12 protein-coding genes are annotated in these 17,752 nt (G+C 50.0%); 10 read left to right on the plus strand and 2 right to left on the minus strand.

The window, feature by feature from the left end:
• The first annotated feature begins 23 nt into the window (after positions 1 to 23).
• The 10 genes from murQ to ACFQZR_RS10460 all read left to right on the plus strand — a co-directional run bounded on the left by murQ (position 24) and on the right by ACFQZR_RS10460 (position 15,748).
• The gene (gene murQ, locus ACFQZR_RS10415; protein ID WP_379345515.1) at positions 24 to 938 is read left to right on the plus strand and encodes an N-acetylmuramic acid 6-phosphate etherase; all 915 of its coding nucleotides are present in this window, start codon (positions 24 to 26) and stop codon (positions 936 to 938) included.
• A 22-nt stretch (positions 939 to 960) separates the two neighbouring features.
• A complete protein-coding gene (locus ACFQZR_RS10420) occupies positions 961 to 2,421 on the plus strand; it encodes an ABC transporter substrate-binding protein (protein ID WP_379345517.1) in 1,461 nt (486 codons plus the stop codon).
• Between the two features lie 86 nt (positions 2,422 to 2,507).
• Positions 2,508 to 3,410 carry a carbohydrate ABC transporter permease gene (locus ACFQZR_RS10425; protein ID WP_379345519.1) on the plus strand — a complete coding sequence of 301 codons (903 nt, stop codon included), beginning with the start codon at positions 2,508 to 2,510 and terminating at the stop codon, positions 3,408 to 3,410.
• A 19-nt stretch (positions 3,411 to 3,429) separates the two neighbouring features.
• Positions 3,430 to 4,290, plus strand: a complete 861-nt coding sequence (locus ACFQZR_RS10430) for a carbohydrate ABC transporter permease (protein WP_379345521.1) — start codon at positions 3,430 to 3,432, stop codon at positions 4,288 to 4,290.
• Position 4,291: 1 nt separating this feature from the next.
• Positions 4,292 to 5,488 carry an anhydro-N-acetylmuramic acid kinase gene (locus ACFQZR_RS10435; protein WP_379345523.1) on the plus strand — a complete coding sequence of 399 codons (1,197 nt, stop codon included), beginning with the start codon at positions 4,292 to 4,294 and terminating at the stop codon, positions 5,486 to 5,488.
• A gap of 214 nt (positions 5,489 to 5,702) precedes the next feature.
• Positions 5,703 to 6,671: a GNAT family N-acetyltransferase gene (locus tag ACFQZR_RS10440; RefSeq protein WP_379345525.1), complete on the plus strand. Its 969-nt coding sequence runs from the start codon at positions 5,703 to 5,705 to the stop codon at positions 6,669 to 6,671.
• Between the two features lie 2 nt (positions 6,672 to 6,673).
• Entirely contained in the window at positions 6,674 to 7,378 is a 705-nt protein-coding gene (locus ACFQZR_RS10445; protein ID WP_379345527.1) for a PIG-L deacetylase family protein, read from the plus strand.
• Between the two features lie 18 nt (positions 7,379 to 7,396).
• Positions 7,397 to 8,542, plus strand: a complete 1,146-nt coding sequence (locus ACFQZR_RS10450; RefSeq protein WP_379345529.1) for an exo-beta-N-acetylmuramidase NamZ family protein — start codon at positions 7,397 to 7,399, stop codon at positions 8,540 to 8,542.
• 39 nt (positions 8,543 to 8,581) lie between these two features.
• Complete coding sequence (locus ACFQZR_RS10455) at positions 8,582 to 9,502, plus strand: N-acetylglucosamine kinase (protein WP_379345531.1); 921 nt, start codon at positions 8,582 to 8,584, stop codon at positions 9,500 to 9,502.
• A 546-nt stretch (positions 9,503 to 10,048) separates the two neighbouring features.
• Positions 10,049 to 15,748 carry a family 10 glycosylhydrolase gene (locus ACFQZR_RS10460; protein ID WP_379345533.1) on the plus strand — a complete coding sequence of 1,900 codons (5,700 nt, stop codon included), beginning with the start codon at positions 10,049 to 10,051 and terminating at the stop codon, positions 15,746 to 15,748.
• Positions 15,749 to 15,848: 100 nt separating this feature from the next.
• On the opposite strand, the gene nagA is transcribed toward ACFQZR_RS10460, so the two are convergent.
• The gene (nagA, locus tag ACFQZR_RS10465) at positions 15,849 to 17,027 is read right to left on the minus strand and encodes an N-acetylglucosamine-6-phosphate deacetylase (protein ID WP_379345535.1); all 1,179 of its coding nucleotides are present in this window, start codon (positions 17,025 to 17,027) and stop codon (positions 15,849 to 15,851) included.
• Entirely contained in the window at positions 17,024 to 17,752 is a 729-nt protein-coding gene (gene nagB / locus ACFQZR_RS10470) for a glucosamine-6-phosphate deaminase (protein WP_379345537.1), read from the minus strand. Before nagB ends, nagA begins: the two co-directional genes overlap by 4 nt.

Consider the following 17,752-nt stretch of genomic DNA (forward strand, 5'->3'; position numbering starts at 1 on the left):
CCAGGATGGATAGGAGGATGGCAATGGATGAATATCTGGCGAGATTGACTACGGAAGCGATCAATGAGACGACACGGATAATTGATGAATGTTCAACCGAGGAAATGGTTCGTCTCATGAACGAGCAGGATGCTACGGTTCCGGGTGCAGTCGCAGCAGAAATACCGCAAATTGCAAGAGCGGTTGACATACTGCACCATGTGCTCAAGAACGGCGGCAGAATGTTCTACGTAGGAGCTGGATCTTCTGGCAGACTTGGTGTACTCGATGCATCGGAATGTCCTCCTACGTTCGGCATTAACCCGATGATTGTGCAGGGACATATTGCTGGAGGCGATGGGGCGCTGAGAACCGCTGTTGAAGGTTGTGAAGACAATGCAGAGGAGGGTATAGCACTTATTGAACGGTGCGGGGTGACAGACAAGGATGTTGTTATCGGCATTACGGCCAGCGGAAGCGCGCAATTTGTGATTGCCGGACTTACGAAGGCGAAGGAAATTGGAGCCGCAACGATCGGTGTCGTCAATAACAAGAATTCCAAATTAGAGCCTGTCTGCGATGTATGCATAGCGCCCGTTGTCGGGCCAGAGGTCATCATGGGTTCTACTCGATTGAAAGCGGGTACAGCACAGAAACTTGTACTCAACATGCTCACGACATGCACGATGGTGAAGCTCGGGAAGACGTATAACAACCTGATGGTAGATTTGAAGGCAAGTAATAAAAAATTGCGAGACCGTTCCGTTCGTATCATTCGGTCTGCGACAGGCGTCGATGCCGGTACAGCTGCTGCTTATTTAGAAAGCGCTTCCATGAGTTGTAAGCTTGCTATTATGATGATTAAAACCGGTCTGGATGCGAAGGAAGCAGAGCATGTGTTGGAACAGTTCGACGGCAGTTTGAAAAAGGCAATCGGCAGTTTTAACAAGGTAGTGTAAAAGATTAAGGAGGCATGTATTTATGAAAAGAAAAATGCGTGTATTAGCATCGATTTGTGCTTTAACTTTAGCTTTAACCGCCTTGACAGCATGTGGCAGCTCATCGACGACCAAAGAGGGGACGCCAGAGGGCACAAACAATACGAACAACAACAACACGAATGTGAGCACCGAAGCAGCGAAAGATACCATTACGGCACTGTTGCCGCCAGTATCACCAGCCTATCAAGAAAATTTCTCGCAAATGGAAAAAGATTTTAATGCCTTATATCCGAATCTTACGTTGAAAATTGAACCTGCCAGCTGGGAAGATATGACCCAGAAGCTGGATACGCAGGTGAATGCGGGCAGCCCACCGGATATCGCATTCCTGGGTTCGTCAGGCATTTCGAAATACGTTGAGCAAGGGATGGCCTTGGATATTACGGATGCGGCAACGGCTGAGATGATTGCGGATTTTGATCAAGCACCGCTTGAATACATGAAGAATGGCACCGGTCTATACGGCTTCCCGGCTTATATGGAAGTACACGCCTTAGGCGGAAACAAGGAGTTCCTCGAAAAAGCGGGGATCGACTACAAGAAAATTCAAAAAGAAGGCTGGACCTTCGAGCAATTCCGTGAAGACATCAAGAAAGGCGTTGTATCCGAAGGGGGCAAAACCTCCCGTTACGGATTCGTATTCGCGACGGCCGGCGTAGCGTCGAAAGATTATCTGGCGATTCTCGTCAAAAGTGCGGGCATGCCAGCGGCATTTGATAAAGATCTGAAGTTTGCCTATACGAGTAAAAACTATCTGGAAGTCTTAAAAGATATCCGGGTGATGATCGATGACGGTTCAATGCCGAAAGAGTTGAGTTCGGTTGACGCCGGTAAACGTTGGAATATGTTCCTGACAGGCCAGACGATGATTACAGGTAAAGGGCTGGCGGTGTTCGAGAACTCCGCGAATAAAAATAACGAGAAAATTAAAGCGAATGATGGCAGTGCTGTCAAAGGAAGTATTCCGGCAGAATACATCGTGCTCCCGGTTCCTTCCTTCGCAGGCCAGAAGGCGATGGCAAGTGCTGTCGTAGACGGATACGTCGCGTTCCGCGGCAAGAAGGAGCCAACGCCTGAGCACAAAGCCAATGTGGTTAAAGCAGCTTACTTCTTGGCGAGCGGCAAAGTAGCGGCGACGACGAATAACGATCTGTTCGCTGCGCATATCACGAAGAGCGGTAAAAAAGAAGCAGAGAGCATGACCGTGAACCGGAATCCTGACAATGTCGCAGCGGTAGAAGCGATGCTCGCGACAGCATCTCCAGCTCGTCCTGACATTCCAACAGATTTAGGCGCCAAAGCAATTAAGCTGGAAGATGAAGTCATCATTCCGAAATTGCAGGCATTGATTGCTGGTGAAATCACGCCAGAAGCCATGTATGATGCGGTGAAGGCGGCAGCCATTCAAACCTTCGGCGAAGATGGTGTTGTAAAAGACTAAGATGTAAGCTGTCTCGGATAGCCGTGCGAATGTTCATGCGGCTATCCGAAACTTTTATGAAACTGAGATGGGAGAGGGGGCGCAACATGACCCAAATCGCAAAGCCGATAAAGAGAAGAAAAATCAAAGGAGACAGCGGCGCTGGTTATGCTTTTATTGCCGTTGCGTTGGTTATTTTCGCGTTGTTTACTGCATATCCGGTTCTGAGCGCATTGATCATTAGTTTTCAAAAATATATGCCGCTTGGTTCTAAGTTTATCGGATTCGATAATTATATCGACTCGTTCAAGGACCCTCTATTCTGGAAAGCGATTAAGAATACCGTTGTGTATACCGTGCTAACCGTACCTGTAGCTCTGTTCATTTCGTTAGGTGTATCTCTCCTAATCCTGCCGCTGAGAAAAAAGCTGCAAACCGTGTTCAAAGCTATTTATTATTTGCCGGCCGTTGCATCCGGTGTCGCATTATCCGTCGTATGGCTTTGGATTTTCGATCCGATGCCGAACGGGATCTTCAACCAACTGCTCGGATATTTCGGCATAAGCAATGTGAATTGGCTTGGAGCTACCTCCACCTCCATGTTCTCGCTCGTTCTCATGTCATGGTTGTCGAGTCACGGTACGAGTATCATTATCTATTTGGCCGCTTTGCTCGGTATTGATGACAGCTACTACGAGGCAGCAGAATTGGATGGCGCTTCATTCTTGAAAAAGCTGTGGTATATTGTTATTCCTTGTCTGAAACCAACGACATTATTCCTGCTTGTAACGGGTGTCATTGGCTCGTTCCAGGTATTCCAGAACGCTTACCTTATGACGGGAGGCGGCCCGGACAATGCGACAACAATGGTCGGATTATTGATTTTTAACAATGCTTTCAAATATTTTGAATTTGGCAAAGCTGCCGCACAATCTCTCATTTTGGCCTTGATTATCGGGGGTATCTCATTGATTCAATTTAAATTCTTAGGCAAAGACGTGGAGTATTGAGGAAAGGGGAGAAATCCATATGGCGCTCTATAGTGAACACACGGGGAAAAAGCCGCTCAAATATGCTAGAAATACGGTCATTATTATCATACTACTGCTGTTTGCTCTTGCGACGATATTCCCGATTTATTTTATGATTATTTCTTCCTTAGGCGATCCCGTCGAAGCCGGGGCAATGAGTTATACGCTATTTCCCACCAAAATTTCGTTAGAATCCTACAAGTTCTTTTTTGACTATAGTGATTATTCTTTACGATGGCTTTTAAATTCCCTGCTTGTGGCAAGCGTCGTTACCGTTTCAAATGTGTTTTTTGCCAGTATGGCGGGTTATGCATTCTCTAAAATACGATTTAAGGGCAGATCCGTTCTCTTTGCCATCTTGCTCGTTGCCATGATGATTCCGTATCAGGTCACGCAAGTGCCTTTGTACATCCTGATCGTTAATATTTTTGAAATCCAGAATACCTATAGCGCCCTGATTCTGCCGGGACTTGTAACGGTATATAACATATTCCTGTCGAAGCAGTTCATGAGCAGCATTCCTGGAGAAATTCTTGAATGCGCGAAGATTGAAGGGTGTAACCAGTTCCAGGTCTATTTGAGAATTATTCTCCCATTATCCAAAACGGTTCTCGCCGTTATGGCGATTCTTACCTTCATGGAAAGCTGGAATACTTTCTTCTGGCCGCTGCTCGTCACCAATACGATGGATATGCAGACGATTCAAGTCGGGCTCAAAAACTTCAGATTTGCGAATACGACGTACTTCGCACCAATGATGGCGGGTGCGACGATCTCTGCGCTGCCGATGTTCATCCTCTTCTTCAGCTTGCAGAAATACTTCTTAAAAGGCGTCACGGTAGGCGCGGTGAAAGGTTAATATGAGCAGTACGATGGTATCTAAGTCCCAATCTCGTTATGCTGTCGGCCTGATGTCCGGCACGTCCGTTGATGGAATCGATGCGGCTGTCATACGAATGAGCGGTATTCCGGGCGAATCGCCGCAGGTCGAGCTGATCGCGTTCGAGAATACGGCCTATACGGCTGCAATTCGAGAGGAGATCTTCACGCTCTTCGATCCGATCCAGGCAACCGTAGACAAGGTTGGCAAGATGAATGTATTGCTTGGCGAATTATTTGCTGAAGCTGCGCTCTCCGTGATTGCAAGAGCAGGGCTTACGCCGTCAGAGGTTTCGGTCATCGGTTCGCATGGACAGACGATTTATCATGCACCGGATCTGGAGCGTATGCATGGATTTGATGTGCATTATACCGTACAGATCGGTGAAGGTTCCGTGATTGCGGCAAGAACAGGAATACCTTGCGTGTCGGACTTTCGGCCGGCAGATATGGCAGTCGGTGGTCAAGGTGCGCCGCTCGTTCCTTTCACGGAATATCTGCTGTATCGGGAAGCTCATCGAACGATGCTGCTGCAGAATATCGGCGGAATCGGCAATATTACGATTATTCCTGCCAATTGCATGCCTGAGCAGGTATATGCTTTTGATACCGGACCGGGGAACATGCTTATCGACGGTGTTGTTGAGCGTCTATATCCGGGACAACTAACGATGGATACTGGGGGAGCCATTGCTCGAACGGGCAGCATAGACGCGGGGTTTTTTCATTTTTTGCAGCAAGAGGGGTACTATGCACTGCCTTTGCCGAAATCGACAGGCAGAGAACAATTTGGTTCTTCTTATATAGATAGGTTGCTTCGGTATGCGGAGGAGCACGGAATTTCTTCCGAGAATATTGTAGCAACGGTTACGAAGCTGACAGCGTGGTCGATCGGAGATGCGTATCGACGCTATATCCGAGACCAGAATCCTGCAGATGTCATGCTGGTAGGCGGCGGAGGAAGCTATAATCCCGTGCTGATGGCGTACATTTCGCAAGAAATGGAACCGATGGGCGTGCAAGTGATGACGCAGGAACAGGTTGGTCTGAGCAGCGATGCCAAAGAAGCCGTCGCGTTCGCCTTACTTGCGGATTATACACTGGTCCGGCAGCCGAACAATCTTCCTGCTGTGACAGGCGCCAAGCGCGCGGTCGTGATGGGGAAAGTTTCGTATTAGAATTAGAATCGTGTTCAAAAAGTCGGCTTTTCAGCACCGAGAAGGTTGCGAGAATCTGAAGAAGGAGGAACGGAGTTTAGGCAAAACCTAAATGAGTACCGGACTTCGAGGATGAACGCAAGATTCGATGTCGAATTCTCTACATGAAACACTTCGTGATCAAAAGATGATTTTTTGAACAACCTTTATGTTCGGCTAAGGGGGGCGGGTTCGAATGGTCGTGTGCTGGGATCCTCAGTATATTCATGAGGTTATTTCGTTGTGGAACGAGGTCGCTGTGAGAGAAGGGTATAAGGAGCTGGATGAGGATAGCTTCGAGCGTATTTTTATGTCCAGCCCGTATTTCGACAGGGAGAATACGTTTGTCTTATTGGATGCCGGTCAAGTGGCAGGGTTTGCTTGCGGGTGTACAGGCGATGACCTGCCGCTAGGGAGTATTGCGGGATATATCACCTGCATCATATTATCCGATGACGTCAGAACCGATGAACACTACCGAATCATGCTGGGGGCATTAGAGCAACGATTTAGATCACTCGGGAAGATGCAGGCGGATGTGTTGTTCTTCAATCCGATGATGCTGCCGTGGTATATCCCGAATACGCCGAAGCATGAACACAATAACGCGCCGGGCGTTCCGATAGATAGTCCGCTGTATGCATTTCTGCTGCGGGAGGGATATGCTGAACGCGCCATCGAGTGCGCGATGTATCTGAATTTGGAAGGATTCAACGTCCCGGAAGATATCAAGGCGAAGGAAGCTAGTGCGTCACTTGAGCATTATAGCGTAGCCTTGTTCAATCCGACCCTGCATGACGGCGTGGAGGACATGCTCAGCGGATTCGATAATCCGCTATGGCAGAAAGAGATCGCTCAGTGCGTCAACGCAGGCGTGCCCGTCGTCATCGCGGCGCATCGCGGCAAGGCGATCGGATTTGCTGGTCCGGTGATCCGTCAACCGAACGGCCGAGGTTATTTTGCCGGGATCGGGGTGCACCCGGAGCATGAAGGACACGGGCTGGGCAGCATTTTATTTTTTAGACTATGCGAGGCTTTTCAGCAGATCGGAACGGCGTATATGTCCCTCTACACCGGTAGTACGAATCCCGCCATTCGCATCTATGAGAAGGCAGGATTTCGAACCGTTAGACAATTTTCAGTGATGCGAAGGGAGTTGTTGTAACTATGAGCGAGCATCGATTAACGATACTGGCTATTGGCGGTCATGTAGGCGATGCAGAGTTGACGGCAGGCGGCGTATTAGCCAGTCACTCGCTGAGAGGCGACCGGATAGTCACGTTAGCGATGACAGCTGGAGAACGCGGGGTTCCCGCAGGCAGAGATATGGCGGAATATCGGATACAGAAAGTGAATGAGGCCAAGGCATTCGCAGAGATGCTGGGCGGAGAATCGATCGTGTTCGACGTTCCTGATGGAGAGCTCCAGGACAATGATGAAATGCGTTTTAAAGTATGCGACGTGATTCGCGAGGTCCGTCCGAACATCATCATTACGCATTTCAAGAACAGCATGCACAAGGATCATATGACGACGCACAAGATTGTGAACGATGCACGCTTTTATGCAGGTCTGGCATCCTTCCAGCGAGATAAGCCTGCGTTCTTTGCTTCTAAGCTCTATTATGCGGAGAACTGGGAGGATGCGGTCGATTATAAGCCATATGTGTATGTGGATTTCTCTCAGGAAGCCTATGATTTGTGGGTGAAGGCGGTATCCCAGCATTGGTTCGTTACCGGAAGCACTTCCTTCCCTTATCTGGAATATTACAAGCATTTGGCTCGTGTTCGGGGCATTGAGGCAAGAAAGGAATATGCAGAAACGTTCATGATTCCGGAAGAGAGCATGCGTATGGTTAGGACGGAACTATAAGGATCGAGGGAGACAGCTATGATTCGAAATGGGATTGATTGTATTGCGAACTATGCCGATCTTTTCAAGGGAAAACGATTGGGATTAATTACGTCGCCAACCGGATTGACGCAAGATTTCGGCACGACCATTCAAGTTCTGCACGAGCAATTCAACTTGACGGCTCTGTTCTCTCCGGAACATGGCGTACGCGGCGATCAGGCTGCAGGCGCACAGGTTGGCAGCTATCAGGACCCGATGACAGGTGTCCCGGTGTACAGCTTGTACCGTGAAGATTCCAAGCGACTAAGCCCGGAAATGCTGGATGAAGTCGATATGATCGTCTATGATATTCAGGACGTCGGCGTACGGTATTATACATTCATCTATACGATGCTCTATGCGTTGGAGGATTGCGCAAGGGCGGGAAAGGAATTCACCGTCTTGGACCGGTTGAATCCGCTCGACGGGGTAACGGTGGAAGGCAACATCCTTAAGCAGGGGTATCAATCCTTTGTTGGTAATTATCCGCTCTGCATTCGATATGGCCTGACCGCTGGCGAATTAGCAATGATGGCGAATGACCAAATGAACTGGAACGGCAAGCTCCATGTTGTGCGTTGTGAAGGCTGGGAGCGGGAGATGCAGTTCCCGGATACCGGGCGTATGTGGGTCATGCCTTCGCTAGGGATTCCGCGGTTCGATACGGCCCTTCTGTATGGGGGCACCTGTCTATTCGAAGGGACCAATGTTTCGGAAGGTAGAGGTACGGCGGCTCCATTTGAGTTGATCGGGGCGCCGTTTATTGACGCCTATCGGCTGGCGAATGAAATGAACGGCAAGAAGCTGCCTGGCGTGATGTTCCGTCCGGTCTATTTTCAACCTTCCTCCTCCAAATATCAGGGGGAGCTGTGCAGAGGTGTGCAGCTGCATGTAACGGACCGCCATGCACTGCAGCCGGTGGCGACCGGGTTTATGCTGCTGGATACGATCAGACGGAACTATGAAGACTTCCGATTTCTTCCCCCACTGAAGGAGGGTTCCAGACCTTTTATTGATTTATTGTGCGGCGAGAAGTTGTACGGGGATGATACAGCTTCAGTTGACGTACCGACGATGCTGGAGCAATTCCGTGCCGAGAGCCAAGCGTTCACCCGCATTAAGCAGCAGTATCATTTGTATTAAGGATCGCCAGATCTGGTCTGAAAGGTCGTGAACATATTGATGAGATTTGTTGCCGGACTGGATGGCGGCGGCACCAAGACGGCGGTCACCATCGCCGATGATCAAGGTCGCGTCGTACATTCGTTCACGTCCGGAGGCATGAACTATAACGGGCAGGACGAGGGCAGCGTTCGCCATAATCTGCAAGAAATTGTCGATACCATTGGGAGCGTCTGTGGAGGATTGGACTACTGCGTACAGATCTGTATTGGGGCGGCAGGAGTCAGCAATCCTACGGTCACGGCACGGCTGGAAGCCACGATCCGAGCATGTGGCTATCATGGAGATTTGCTCATCTTGGGCGATCAAGAAACAGCGTTAAGCGGCGCGCACGGGCGTCCGTATGGAATCATTCTTATTGCCGGCACAGGGTCCATCTGTTATGGGAAAAATGAATTCGGTGATGTTCATCGATCCGGCGGCTACGGTCATCTGATTGATGACGAAGGCAGCGGCTATAGTATCGGACGGGATTTAATCTCGGCTGTGGTTCGGGCGAATGATGGACGCGCACCCGAAACGGTAATCACGGAAATGGTATATAGACAGCTGAACATGTCGACAATTGCGGAGATGATCGGTTTTGTGTACGATGCGCGGACCCATAAGAAGGACATTGCGGCATTAGCCCCAATTCTCTCGGAGGCATGCCTGCTTGGTGATCAAGCGGCTCTTGGCATAGCGCATCGAAGCGCTGATTCCTTGTTCGAGCTGGTCATTCCTGTAGCAGAGAAGCTGTCTTTACAGGAAGGAGCATTGGCGATGGCGGGGAGCGTGTTGCTAAAGAACCATTTCGTACAGACGGCGTTGGTCGACATGCTGCAAGAGAAATATCCGAAGCTGCAATGCATAACCCCGAAGCAGGATGCGTCCGTCGGCGCGGTTCTCATGGCGTTGGAGCGGTTGAATCGAGCAATATAATAGGTGAAGCACGCCGGATTAGATGACCCGGGGTGCTTTTTTTGATAGACAAATAGGGGAATCGTCTCCGAAACCAAAGCCCCACTGTGGGGTTATTTGTATTATTTGTTGACTTGGGGAAGTCGCTAATCGGGGTGAGTGGTGAGTTGCGTGATGTGCTGAATGGTGCGTGGTGCTGTAGCGTGGCTAACGAATCGTAGTGTGCTTCGGGGCGAATAAGCATATGTGGGTTCGTTAGAGGGTTCAGTGCGGAATGCGTCGTTTTTGGTCGCTTGAAATCGTTGAAATGAAGACAAAAACAGTCATGATTCGCTATATACAAATTTTAAGCATTCAAGCTAAACTTGAGGTGTAATTATGAAATTAAATTTCACTATTATATATAAATTTAGAAAAATATTTTGGAATAAAGTTTGTAACTTGATATTCCAAGAAGGACGGTGATGCGATGAAACGCTGAATAGCTGATCGATCAGAGTTGAGTGGACACGAATGCATGGACTGAAACGAATGGTTGGAACAATCACAGAAAGGATGTGCCCTTGAGTGAGAAACTTCGTGAATTCATTGCGAGTGAAAATGAATGCAGCATTAGCTGCGGTGTTGATCTGTAGTACGGTGGTTTCAGGATTTGTAAGCGTTTTACCGGTGGTTCATGCACAAGAAGGCGGTACCAGCACGAAGGCTGCCGCGGAATCTGCCCCGATTCGTGAGAAGGTGATGGCGAAAGACTCTGTAGCCAGAACGATCGAGCTGGAATTGAAAGGAAAGGTCGAGCTGAGCGATGCGCTGACGGTGGAACAGCACTTCGGCCAGAACGTATTAACCAAGACGCTAAGGGATGTCATGGTAGGCGCTGAGAATGTGGATGTCTATCTCGGAGCGGATGGGAAAGCAGCCAAGATTGTGATTAACGGCGATACGCCGATGAATCGTATGCGTGTCGGCATCCGCAAGGATATCGCCGATATAGCGGATATGACACAGCTGGGCCATTCGCAAATCGAGATGAAATCGATCGACGGGTTACGTATCAGAGACAAAAAAGGCGGCACAAGCCTGGATATGACTGCTGGAGCGCTCGTCTTATTCACCGTTGACAATGGGCAGATTACGGTAAAACAGAATGGCGCAGAGCTGATCAGGACAGCAAACCGCCTAATTGTAGAGCCTGTGAATAGCGGCTCACTTATTCAGGTGACGTCCATCACACGCAGTCACGGGAAGCCACAGTATCGAGGGATATTCGAGGTGTCACTGAATCCAGAGAAGGATAAGCTGCGGCTGATTAATGAACTCGATATCGAACAGTATTTATACCAAGTCGTTCCTAGCGAAATGCCGGCATCTTATGGATTGGAAGCGCTGAAAGCACAGTCCGTTGCGGCAAGGACGTATGCGCTTACCGATTATATGACGAGCCGATTCGCAGATCGCGGCTTCCATATCGACGACAGCACATTAAGCCAAGTGTATAACAACCAGGCGGAGAACACGCTGACGACACAAGCCGTACAGGCAACGGCTGGCAAAATTATGAAGAGCGGCAGCGATCTGGTTGATGCGAGATTTTACTCGACATCAGGCGGCTATGGCGCATCGAAGCATGAAGTATGGCAAGATATCGACACGAATCAATTCCCTGGTACGCCGCTCCCTTATCTAATCGGAGACAGCTATACATACGATCCGGCGAACAGCGGCAGCTTGCTTAAGATCGATACGGCGAGTGAGGAAGTGTTGAACGCATTCTACAAAAATTTGAACTATACAGGCTACGATTCGGAATCTCCGTATTTCCGCTGGAAGGTTAGTCTGACAAGTACGGAGCTGCAGAACACAGTCAATAAAAATATTCTTGATCGCTATGCGGCAGAGCCGATGTTCGTATTGACGAAGGACGCTAACGGCAGCTTCGTCAGCAGACCGATTCCGGCGGAAGGCGCAGGCACCATCAGCAACATGTACGTCGCGAAGCGAGGCCGAGGTGGCAACGCGATGGAGCTCGTGATTGAAGGCAGTACGGGCACTTATAAAATTATTCGTGAATTCAATATTCGCTTCACCATTAGACCGAGCAAGACGTATACCGGCGGAACGACGGACATCCTCGCTTACCGTGCCAAAGGCGGAGCGGGCGCTTACGATAATGCTCCGCTTAAAAACCCGAGCATTCTCTATTCCGCCTTCATGACATTCGATCTCGAACGGGATGAGAATGGCAGTTTGAAGAATGTCACCTTCTATGGCGGCGGCAACGGGCATGGCGTCGGTATGAGCCAATTCGGGGCGCAAATGCTCGGGATGCAGGGATGGAGTTACGACCGGATTCTCAACAGCTATTACAAGGGCATGCAGCTCGTGGATCTGAATGCGCCCGTGCTAAGTCGGCTGGATATTTCACCTGCGATTGCATCAATCAATCTCGGGGCGGAGCAAGCCTTCACGGTCAAAGGCTATGATGGCAGCGGCAACGAAATGGCGGTGCAAGCCGATCAGTTGACGTGGAGCCAAACGGGCGCGATTGGCTCCATATCAGCCGGTGGCGTGCTGCAGGCAGCGACCAATCCAGCTGCAGGCAAAGTCACCGTATCGACGGGGACCGTTAGTGCGGAAGCGGCGGTCATTGTCGGCAAGCTTGCTCAACTCGTGGAAGACTTCGAGGACATTCAAGATATCATGGCTTCAAGCGTGCGTGCCGTGCCGGATTCTGTGAAACTGACCCGCGTTGCAAGGCCTGAACCGGTTCGCGCTGGCGTGTATGCCGGTAAATTCGCCTATGATTTCACGGATACTAAAGGAACGTCGGCAGCGTATATGAACTTTAAGGATGCGCTTGGTGGGACGGGACGCGTCTTGGAAGGCTATCCGAAGAAGCTTGGGATGTGGTTCTACGGGGATGCTCAGAAACATTGGCTGCGCGCAGCGCTCCAGGATGCGGCAGGCAACAAACCTACCGTTGATTTTACGGCATCCGGTGGATTGAACTGGTCCGGATGGAAATACGTTACGGTGAATATGCCGACAGGCCTTACCCCACCGATCCGACTGAATCAGGTATATATTGTGGAGACGAACGACGCCAATAAGAATGGTGGAACGCTACACGTCGATCAGTTGTCCGCTTTGTACACGAACACTGATGTATTTGAGCTCGCCCTGTCGGGACTTACGCCAATGGTCATTGGAGAGACGAAGCAAGTGAGCTTGCTTGCAGCTTACGCAGGCAGCACGGAGCACGTGCCGGTGCAGAGCGGTGTATCTTACTACAGCAGCAATTCGAAGGTAGCAAGCATCGATGCAAGCGGTACGGTCAAGGCGCTCCAAGAGGGAACAGCAACGATTATCGCGTTGTACGGCAGCGCACAGCCGGCTGAATATCAGCTTAAAGTAACGAAGGAGGCTCCTGTGCTCGAACGTGTAGAAATGACGGGACTAAGTGCAATGGAGACCGGTCAGGCGAAGCAAGCGAAGGTGTTCGCAACGTTCGCAGGCAATCCGAACCCGGTTGAACTTATCAGCAGCGAAGTCACATTTAGCAGCAGTCAACCCGACGTGGCGTCGATCGATGCCGCTGGCAAGGTGAGTGCACTGAAACCAGGACGGACGACAATCACAGCATCGTATGGCGAGAAATCAGCTATCTACGAGCTGGAGGTCAAGAATCCAGTTCCTGTATTGCAGAGCATTGAGATCAATGGTCTTAGCGCCATGACGATTGGTGATACACAGCTGACCAAGGTTACGGCAAAATACAGCTTGACGCCTGATCCAGTGGAGCTTACGAGTGGCGTCACCTTCACGAGCAGCAATCCGCAGGTTGCGACGGTTGACGAAGCAGGGAAAGTCAAGGCGCTGAGTATAGGAATTAGCGCAATAAGAGCTTCCTTCGGAGGCAAAACGGCTGAATTTACCGTCGTTGTCAATAAAGTAACCTCTTCTCCGAAACGGGAACTGAGAGCAGCTTGGATCGCATCGGTTGAGAATATCGATTGGCCGAAGCAGGGCGTCGTGAAACCGGAGGATCAGAAACGGGACTTCTCCGCATTGCTGGACGAATTGGCCGGCATGGGCATGAATGCCATCATTGTTCAGATTAAACCGACCGCTGACGCGTTCTACCCGTCCCAGTATGGACCTTGGTCCGAATATCTGACCGGCGTCCAAGGGAAAGATCCGGGGTATGACCCGCTTGCCTTTATGATCGAAGAAGCGCATAAGCGCAACATGGAGTTCCATGCCTGGTTCAATCCGTACCGTGTCAGCATGAAGGATAACATCGGGAATCTGGTCGAGAACCATCCGGCAAGGCAGCATCCGGACTGGATAGTCAGTTATGGCGGCAAATTGTACTATAACCCGGGCGTACCTGCAGCAAAAGATTTTGTCGTCGGAAGCGTCATGGAGGTTGTCCGCAATTATGATATCGACGCTGTGCATATGGATGATTACTTCTACCCTTATCCGGTCAACGGCCAAGACTTCCCGGACGCGGACACTTATAAGACGTACGGCGGAGCTTTCACGAACAAAGCCGACTGGCGAAGAGACAACGTGAATCAGCTGGTTCATGAATTATCAGTCGAGATTAAGCAGGAGAAGAACTATGTCAAGTTCGGCATCAGTCCGTTCGGCGTATGGCGGAACATCGCGGATGATCCGACGGGTTCGGATACGACGGCTGGGCAGCGCAACTATGATGATTTGTACGCGGATACGCGCAAGTGGATCCACGAAGGCTGGATCGACTATATAACGCCGCAAATTTATTGGAACTTCGGATTTAGTGCGGCTGCTTACGAGAAACTGGTCGATTGGTGGACGAAAGAAACAAAGGGAACGAATGTACATCTCTATATCGGGCATGCCGACTACAAAATTAACGATAACAACGAAGCTTGGGCCAAACCCGATGAGCTGCCGAACCAGCTCAAGTACAATTGGAACTTCGAGGGGGTTAAAGGCAGCATGCATTTCAGCGCCTCGGATCTTATCCGAAATCCACTCGGCATTAAGGATAGACTTACCCAAGACAGCTATAAATTGCCTTCCCTGATTCCTGTTATGCCTTGGCTGGACAATAAGGCTCCTAAAAAGCCTGTTCTGCAGTCTGTGACCAAAGGCGCGGCAGGCATCGAAGTCACCTGGAAGGGTGAACAAGGCAGCGATGAGACTTCCTATGTGCTATACCGGATTGAAGGCAAAGAGGGCTTAAGCGTGGATAATCCCGCTCACATCGCAGCCATCATTCGCAAGCAGTCGGTTGATGTTCAGCATTATACCGATAAAAATGCCGTTGAGGGACGTGTGTACACTTACGCCGTCACGGCCGTGAACCGGCTTCATCACGAGAGCGAAGTCAGTAATCCAATCACCCTTGGCGAGAGCGTGAAGCGGATCGAACTCGGAATGCTGGGCGAGCTTGCGGTAGGTAGTACCAAGCAGGCTCAAGTATTCGCCTACCTTCCGAACAGTGACGTGCCGATGGATGTGACGGGCAGATCACAATTTGCAAGCAGTCAGACTGCTGTTGCATCGATCGACGCAGGGGGATTGATTACAGCGCATCAAGAAGGCACGAGTGTCATTACGGCGACCTATGGCGGGCTTACAGCAATGGCGACTATAGAAGTTCGAAAGCAAGAGCAGCAGCTATCGACCGTGTTAACGGGGCCAAGCAAAGTACAGACCGGACAGTCGTTTACCGTCCAATTCGGTCTTCATGGCGTAACATCGAATGTATACGCTCAGGACATTACGATTGCGTATGATGAATCGATTGCCGAATACGTCTCGTCAGCACCGCTGATGAACGGGATCGATATCCTGTCGGAGAAGAAGAGTCCAGGCAAAGTCCGGCTCATTCTTGTTAGTCAAGGTGCGGGCAATGCGGTTAGCGGCAACGCTGAATTGGTGAAGCTCTCCTTCCAAGCGAAAAATGTCACACAATCGGCTTCAGGCGAGATCTCGGTCACCAAAGCATGGCTTGGCGATGGGGAAGGAAACGAGCTGGAGGCGCGGCCAACATCAATCCGAATTGAAGTTACGGTGGTTCCACCAGGCTTGCCGGGTGATGCGAACCATGACGGCAAGTACACGATCGGCGACTTAGCGTTCGCGGCTGCGAATTATGGTAAAGACAATAAGCATCCGGACTGGAGTCGGATCAAGGCCGCCGACTACGACGGCAATGGCGTGATCGATATTGATGACCTCGCTGCCATAGCGAGAAAAATTGTGGAATAGTATGTAACACAAAGACCAACCGTATTAATTAACTACGGTTGGTCTTTTGTGTTTCGGACGAATCAGGAATTCTGCCGATTGGATCGGGAAATGCTAAATTTTAGGCTTTGTTGCCTTTGACCCAAATGGATTGAATATTCAGGTCCGTGTCCAGCAGCAGCAAGTCGGCTTGCAGACCTGCACGGATACTGCCTGTACGATCATCGATACCAAGCTGCTTCGCAGCGTTGTAGCTCGTAAGCTGTACTGCTTCTTCGATGCTTACGCCGACGCGGTGGATGATGTTCTGGAATGCAACAATCATCGTCAGCAAGCTGCCTGCAAGGGAGCCGCCGTCTTTCAGACGTGCTTCACCGTTCTTCGCCACAACGGCAAGACCGCCAAGATCATAATCGCCATCGCCAAGACCCGCAGCAGACATCGCATCGGTAATGACCACGAGGTTGTTGTTCGTCTTGCATTTTACCAGAACTTTCATTGCTGCAGGATGCACGTGAATGCAGTCTGCGATTAGCTCTGCTACGATCCGGTCTTCACTCAGGGCCGCACCGACCGTACCTGGCGCACGATGCGTCAGAGGCGTCATCGCATTATACGTATGCACCGCTTGGTTCAGACCTGCTTCGACAGCCGTCATCATCTCTTCGTACGTTGCATCCGTATGTGCTGCTGCGACGTTGATTCCGTGCGAACGGGCCCAACGAATCGCTTCGATTGCGCCGTTACGCTCGGCAGCCAGGGAGATTTGCTTAATCACGCCTGGATATTTCGTATTCCAATCTTCCAGCCAATCCACACGTGCTTCAACCATGAATTCAGGGTTCTGTGCACCTTTATATTTCGGGTTAATGAAAGGCCCTTCCATGTGTACGCCATGGACTTGAGCGTACGGCATGGAATTGTTCTTATATTCGTAGACTTCTGCCAAGACACGTTCAATCGCATCGTGCGATTGTGTCATGGTCGTCGCCATAATGGTTGTGGTACCTTGGTTCAGGTGGAACTTCGTAATGGTATCGAGCACTTCTTTGTTCGAATCCATGAAGTCGGCACCGTATCCACCGTGAACATGCACATCGATGAATCCAGGAATAATCCATCCGCCTTGTGCATCAAGCGCTTCATGCTGCCATGCCGCAAGGTCTGCGACCGGTACTTCCGCTTGTGTTCCAACAAATACAATCGTTCCATTCTCGATGCGTACACAACCATTTTCGATGATTCCTTGCGGGGTTACGACGTTTGCGTTAACGATAAAAAATGGGTTCGATGTACTCATTGCAATTCACCTGCCGCTTTTTTGTCGAGTAGGACAACAACATTCGAGTGTGTTTGAAGCAAGGAAGCCGGGCAATCGGTTGTGATTGGGCCTTGCAGCGCGCGTTTCACGATGGAAGCTTTGTCTTTGCCACGAACGACGAGGATGATCATTTTCGCTTTGAGGATCGTACCTACACCCATCGTAATCGCTTGTGTAGGCACTTCATCAATGGATTTGAAGAAGCGTGCATTCGCTTCACGCGTTTGTTCTTTCAATTCTACCAAATGCGTTCCGCCGTTCAGCGTATCGTCTGGTTCATTGAAGCCGATATGTCCATTGTGGCCAAGGCCGAGCAATTGCATGTCCACTTGCTTGGAAGTCGACATCATCTCATCGTAGCTTAGACATTCCGCGTGCAAATCTTCCGCATTACCGTTCGGTACATGCGTTTGTTCCATTGGAATATCGATATGGTTAAAGAGTTGGTTGTTCATGAATGTACGGTAGCTCTCTTGATGACCTTCAGGCAAGCCAACGTATTCATCTAAGTTGAAGGAAGTGACATGTTTGAAGCTCACGAGACCATTCTGATATTGACGGATAAGTTCTTGGTAAATCCCGATTGGCGTACTGCCTGTAGCTAGCCCTAGAACGGAATAAGGATTCGTCTGCACGAGGCTGGCGATAATGTTCGCCCCGACTTGGTTCAATTCTTCATTCGTCTCAAAAGTCAAAATATTCAT

The organism is Paenibacillus sp. GCM10027629 (genome assembly GCF_042676425.1).
GTDB lineage: Bacteria > Bacillota > Bacilli > Paenibacillales > Paenibacillaceae > Paenibacillus_K > Paenibacillus_K terrigena.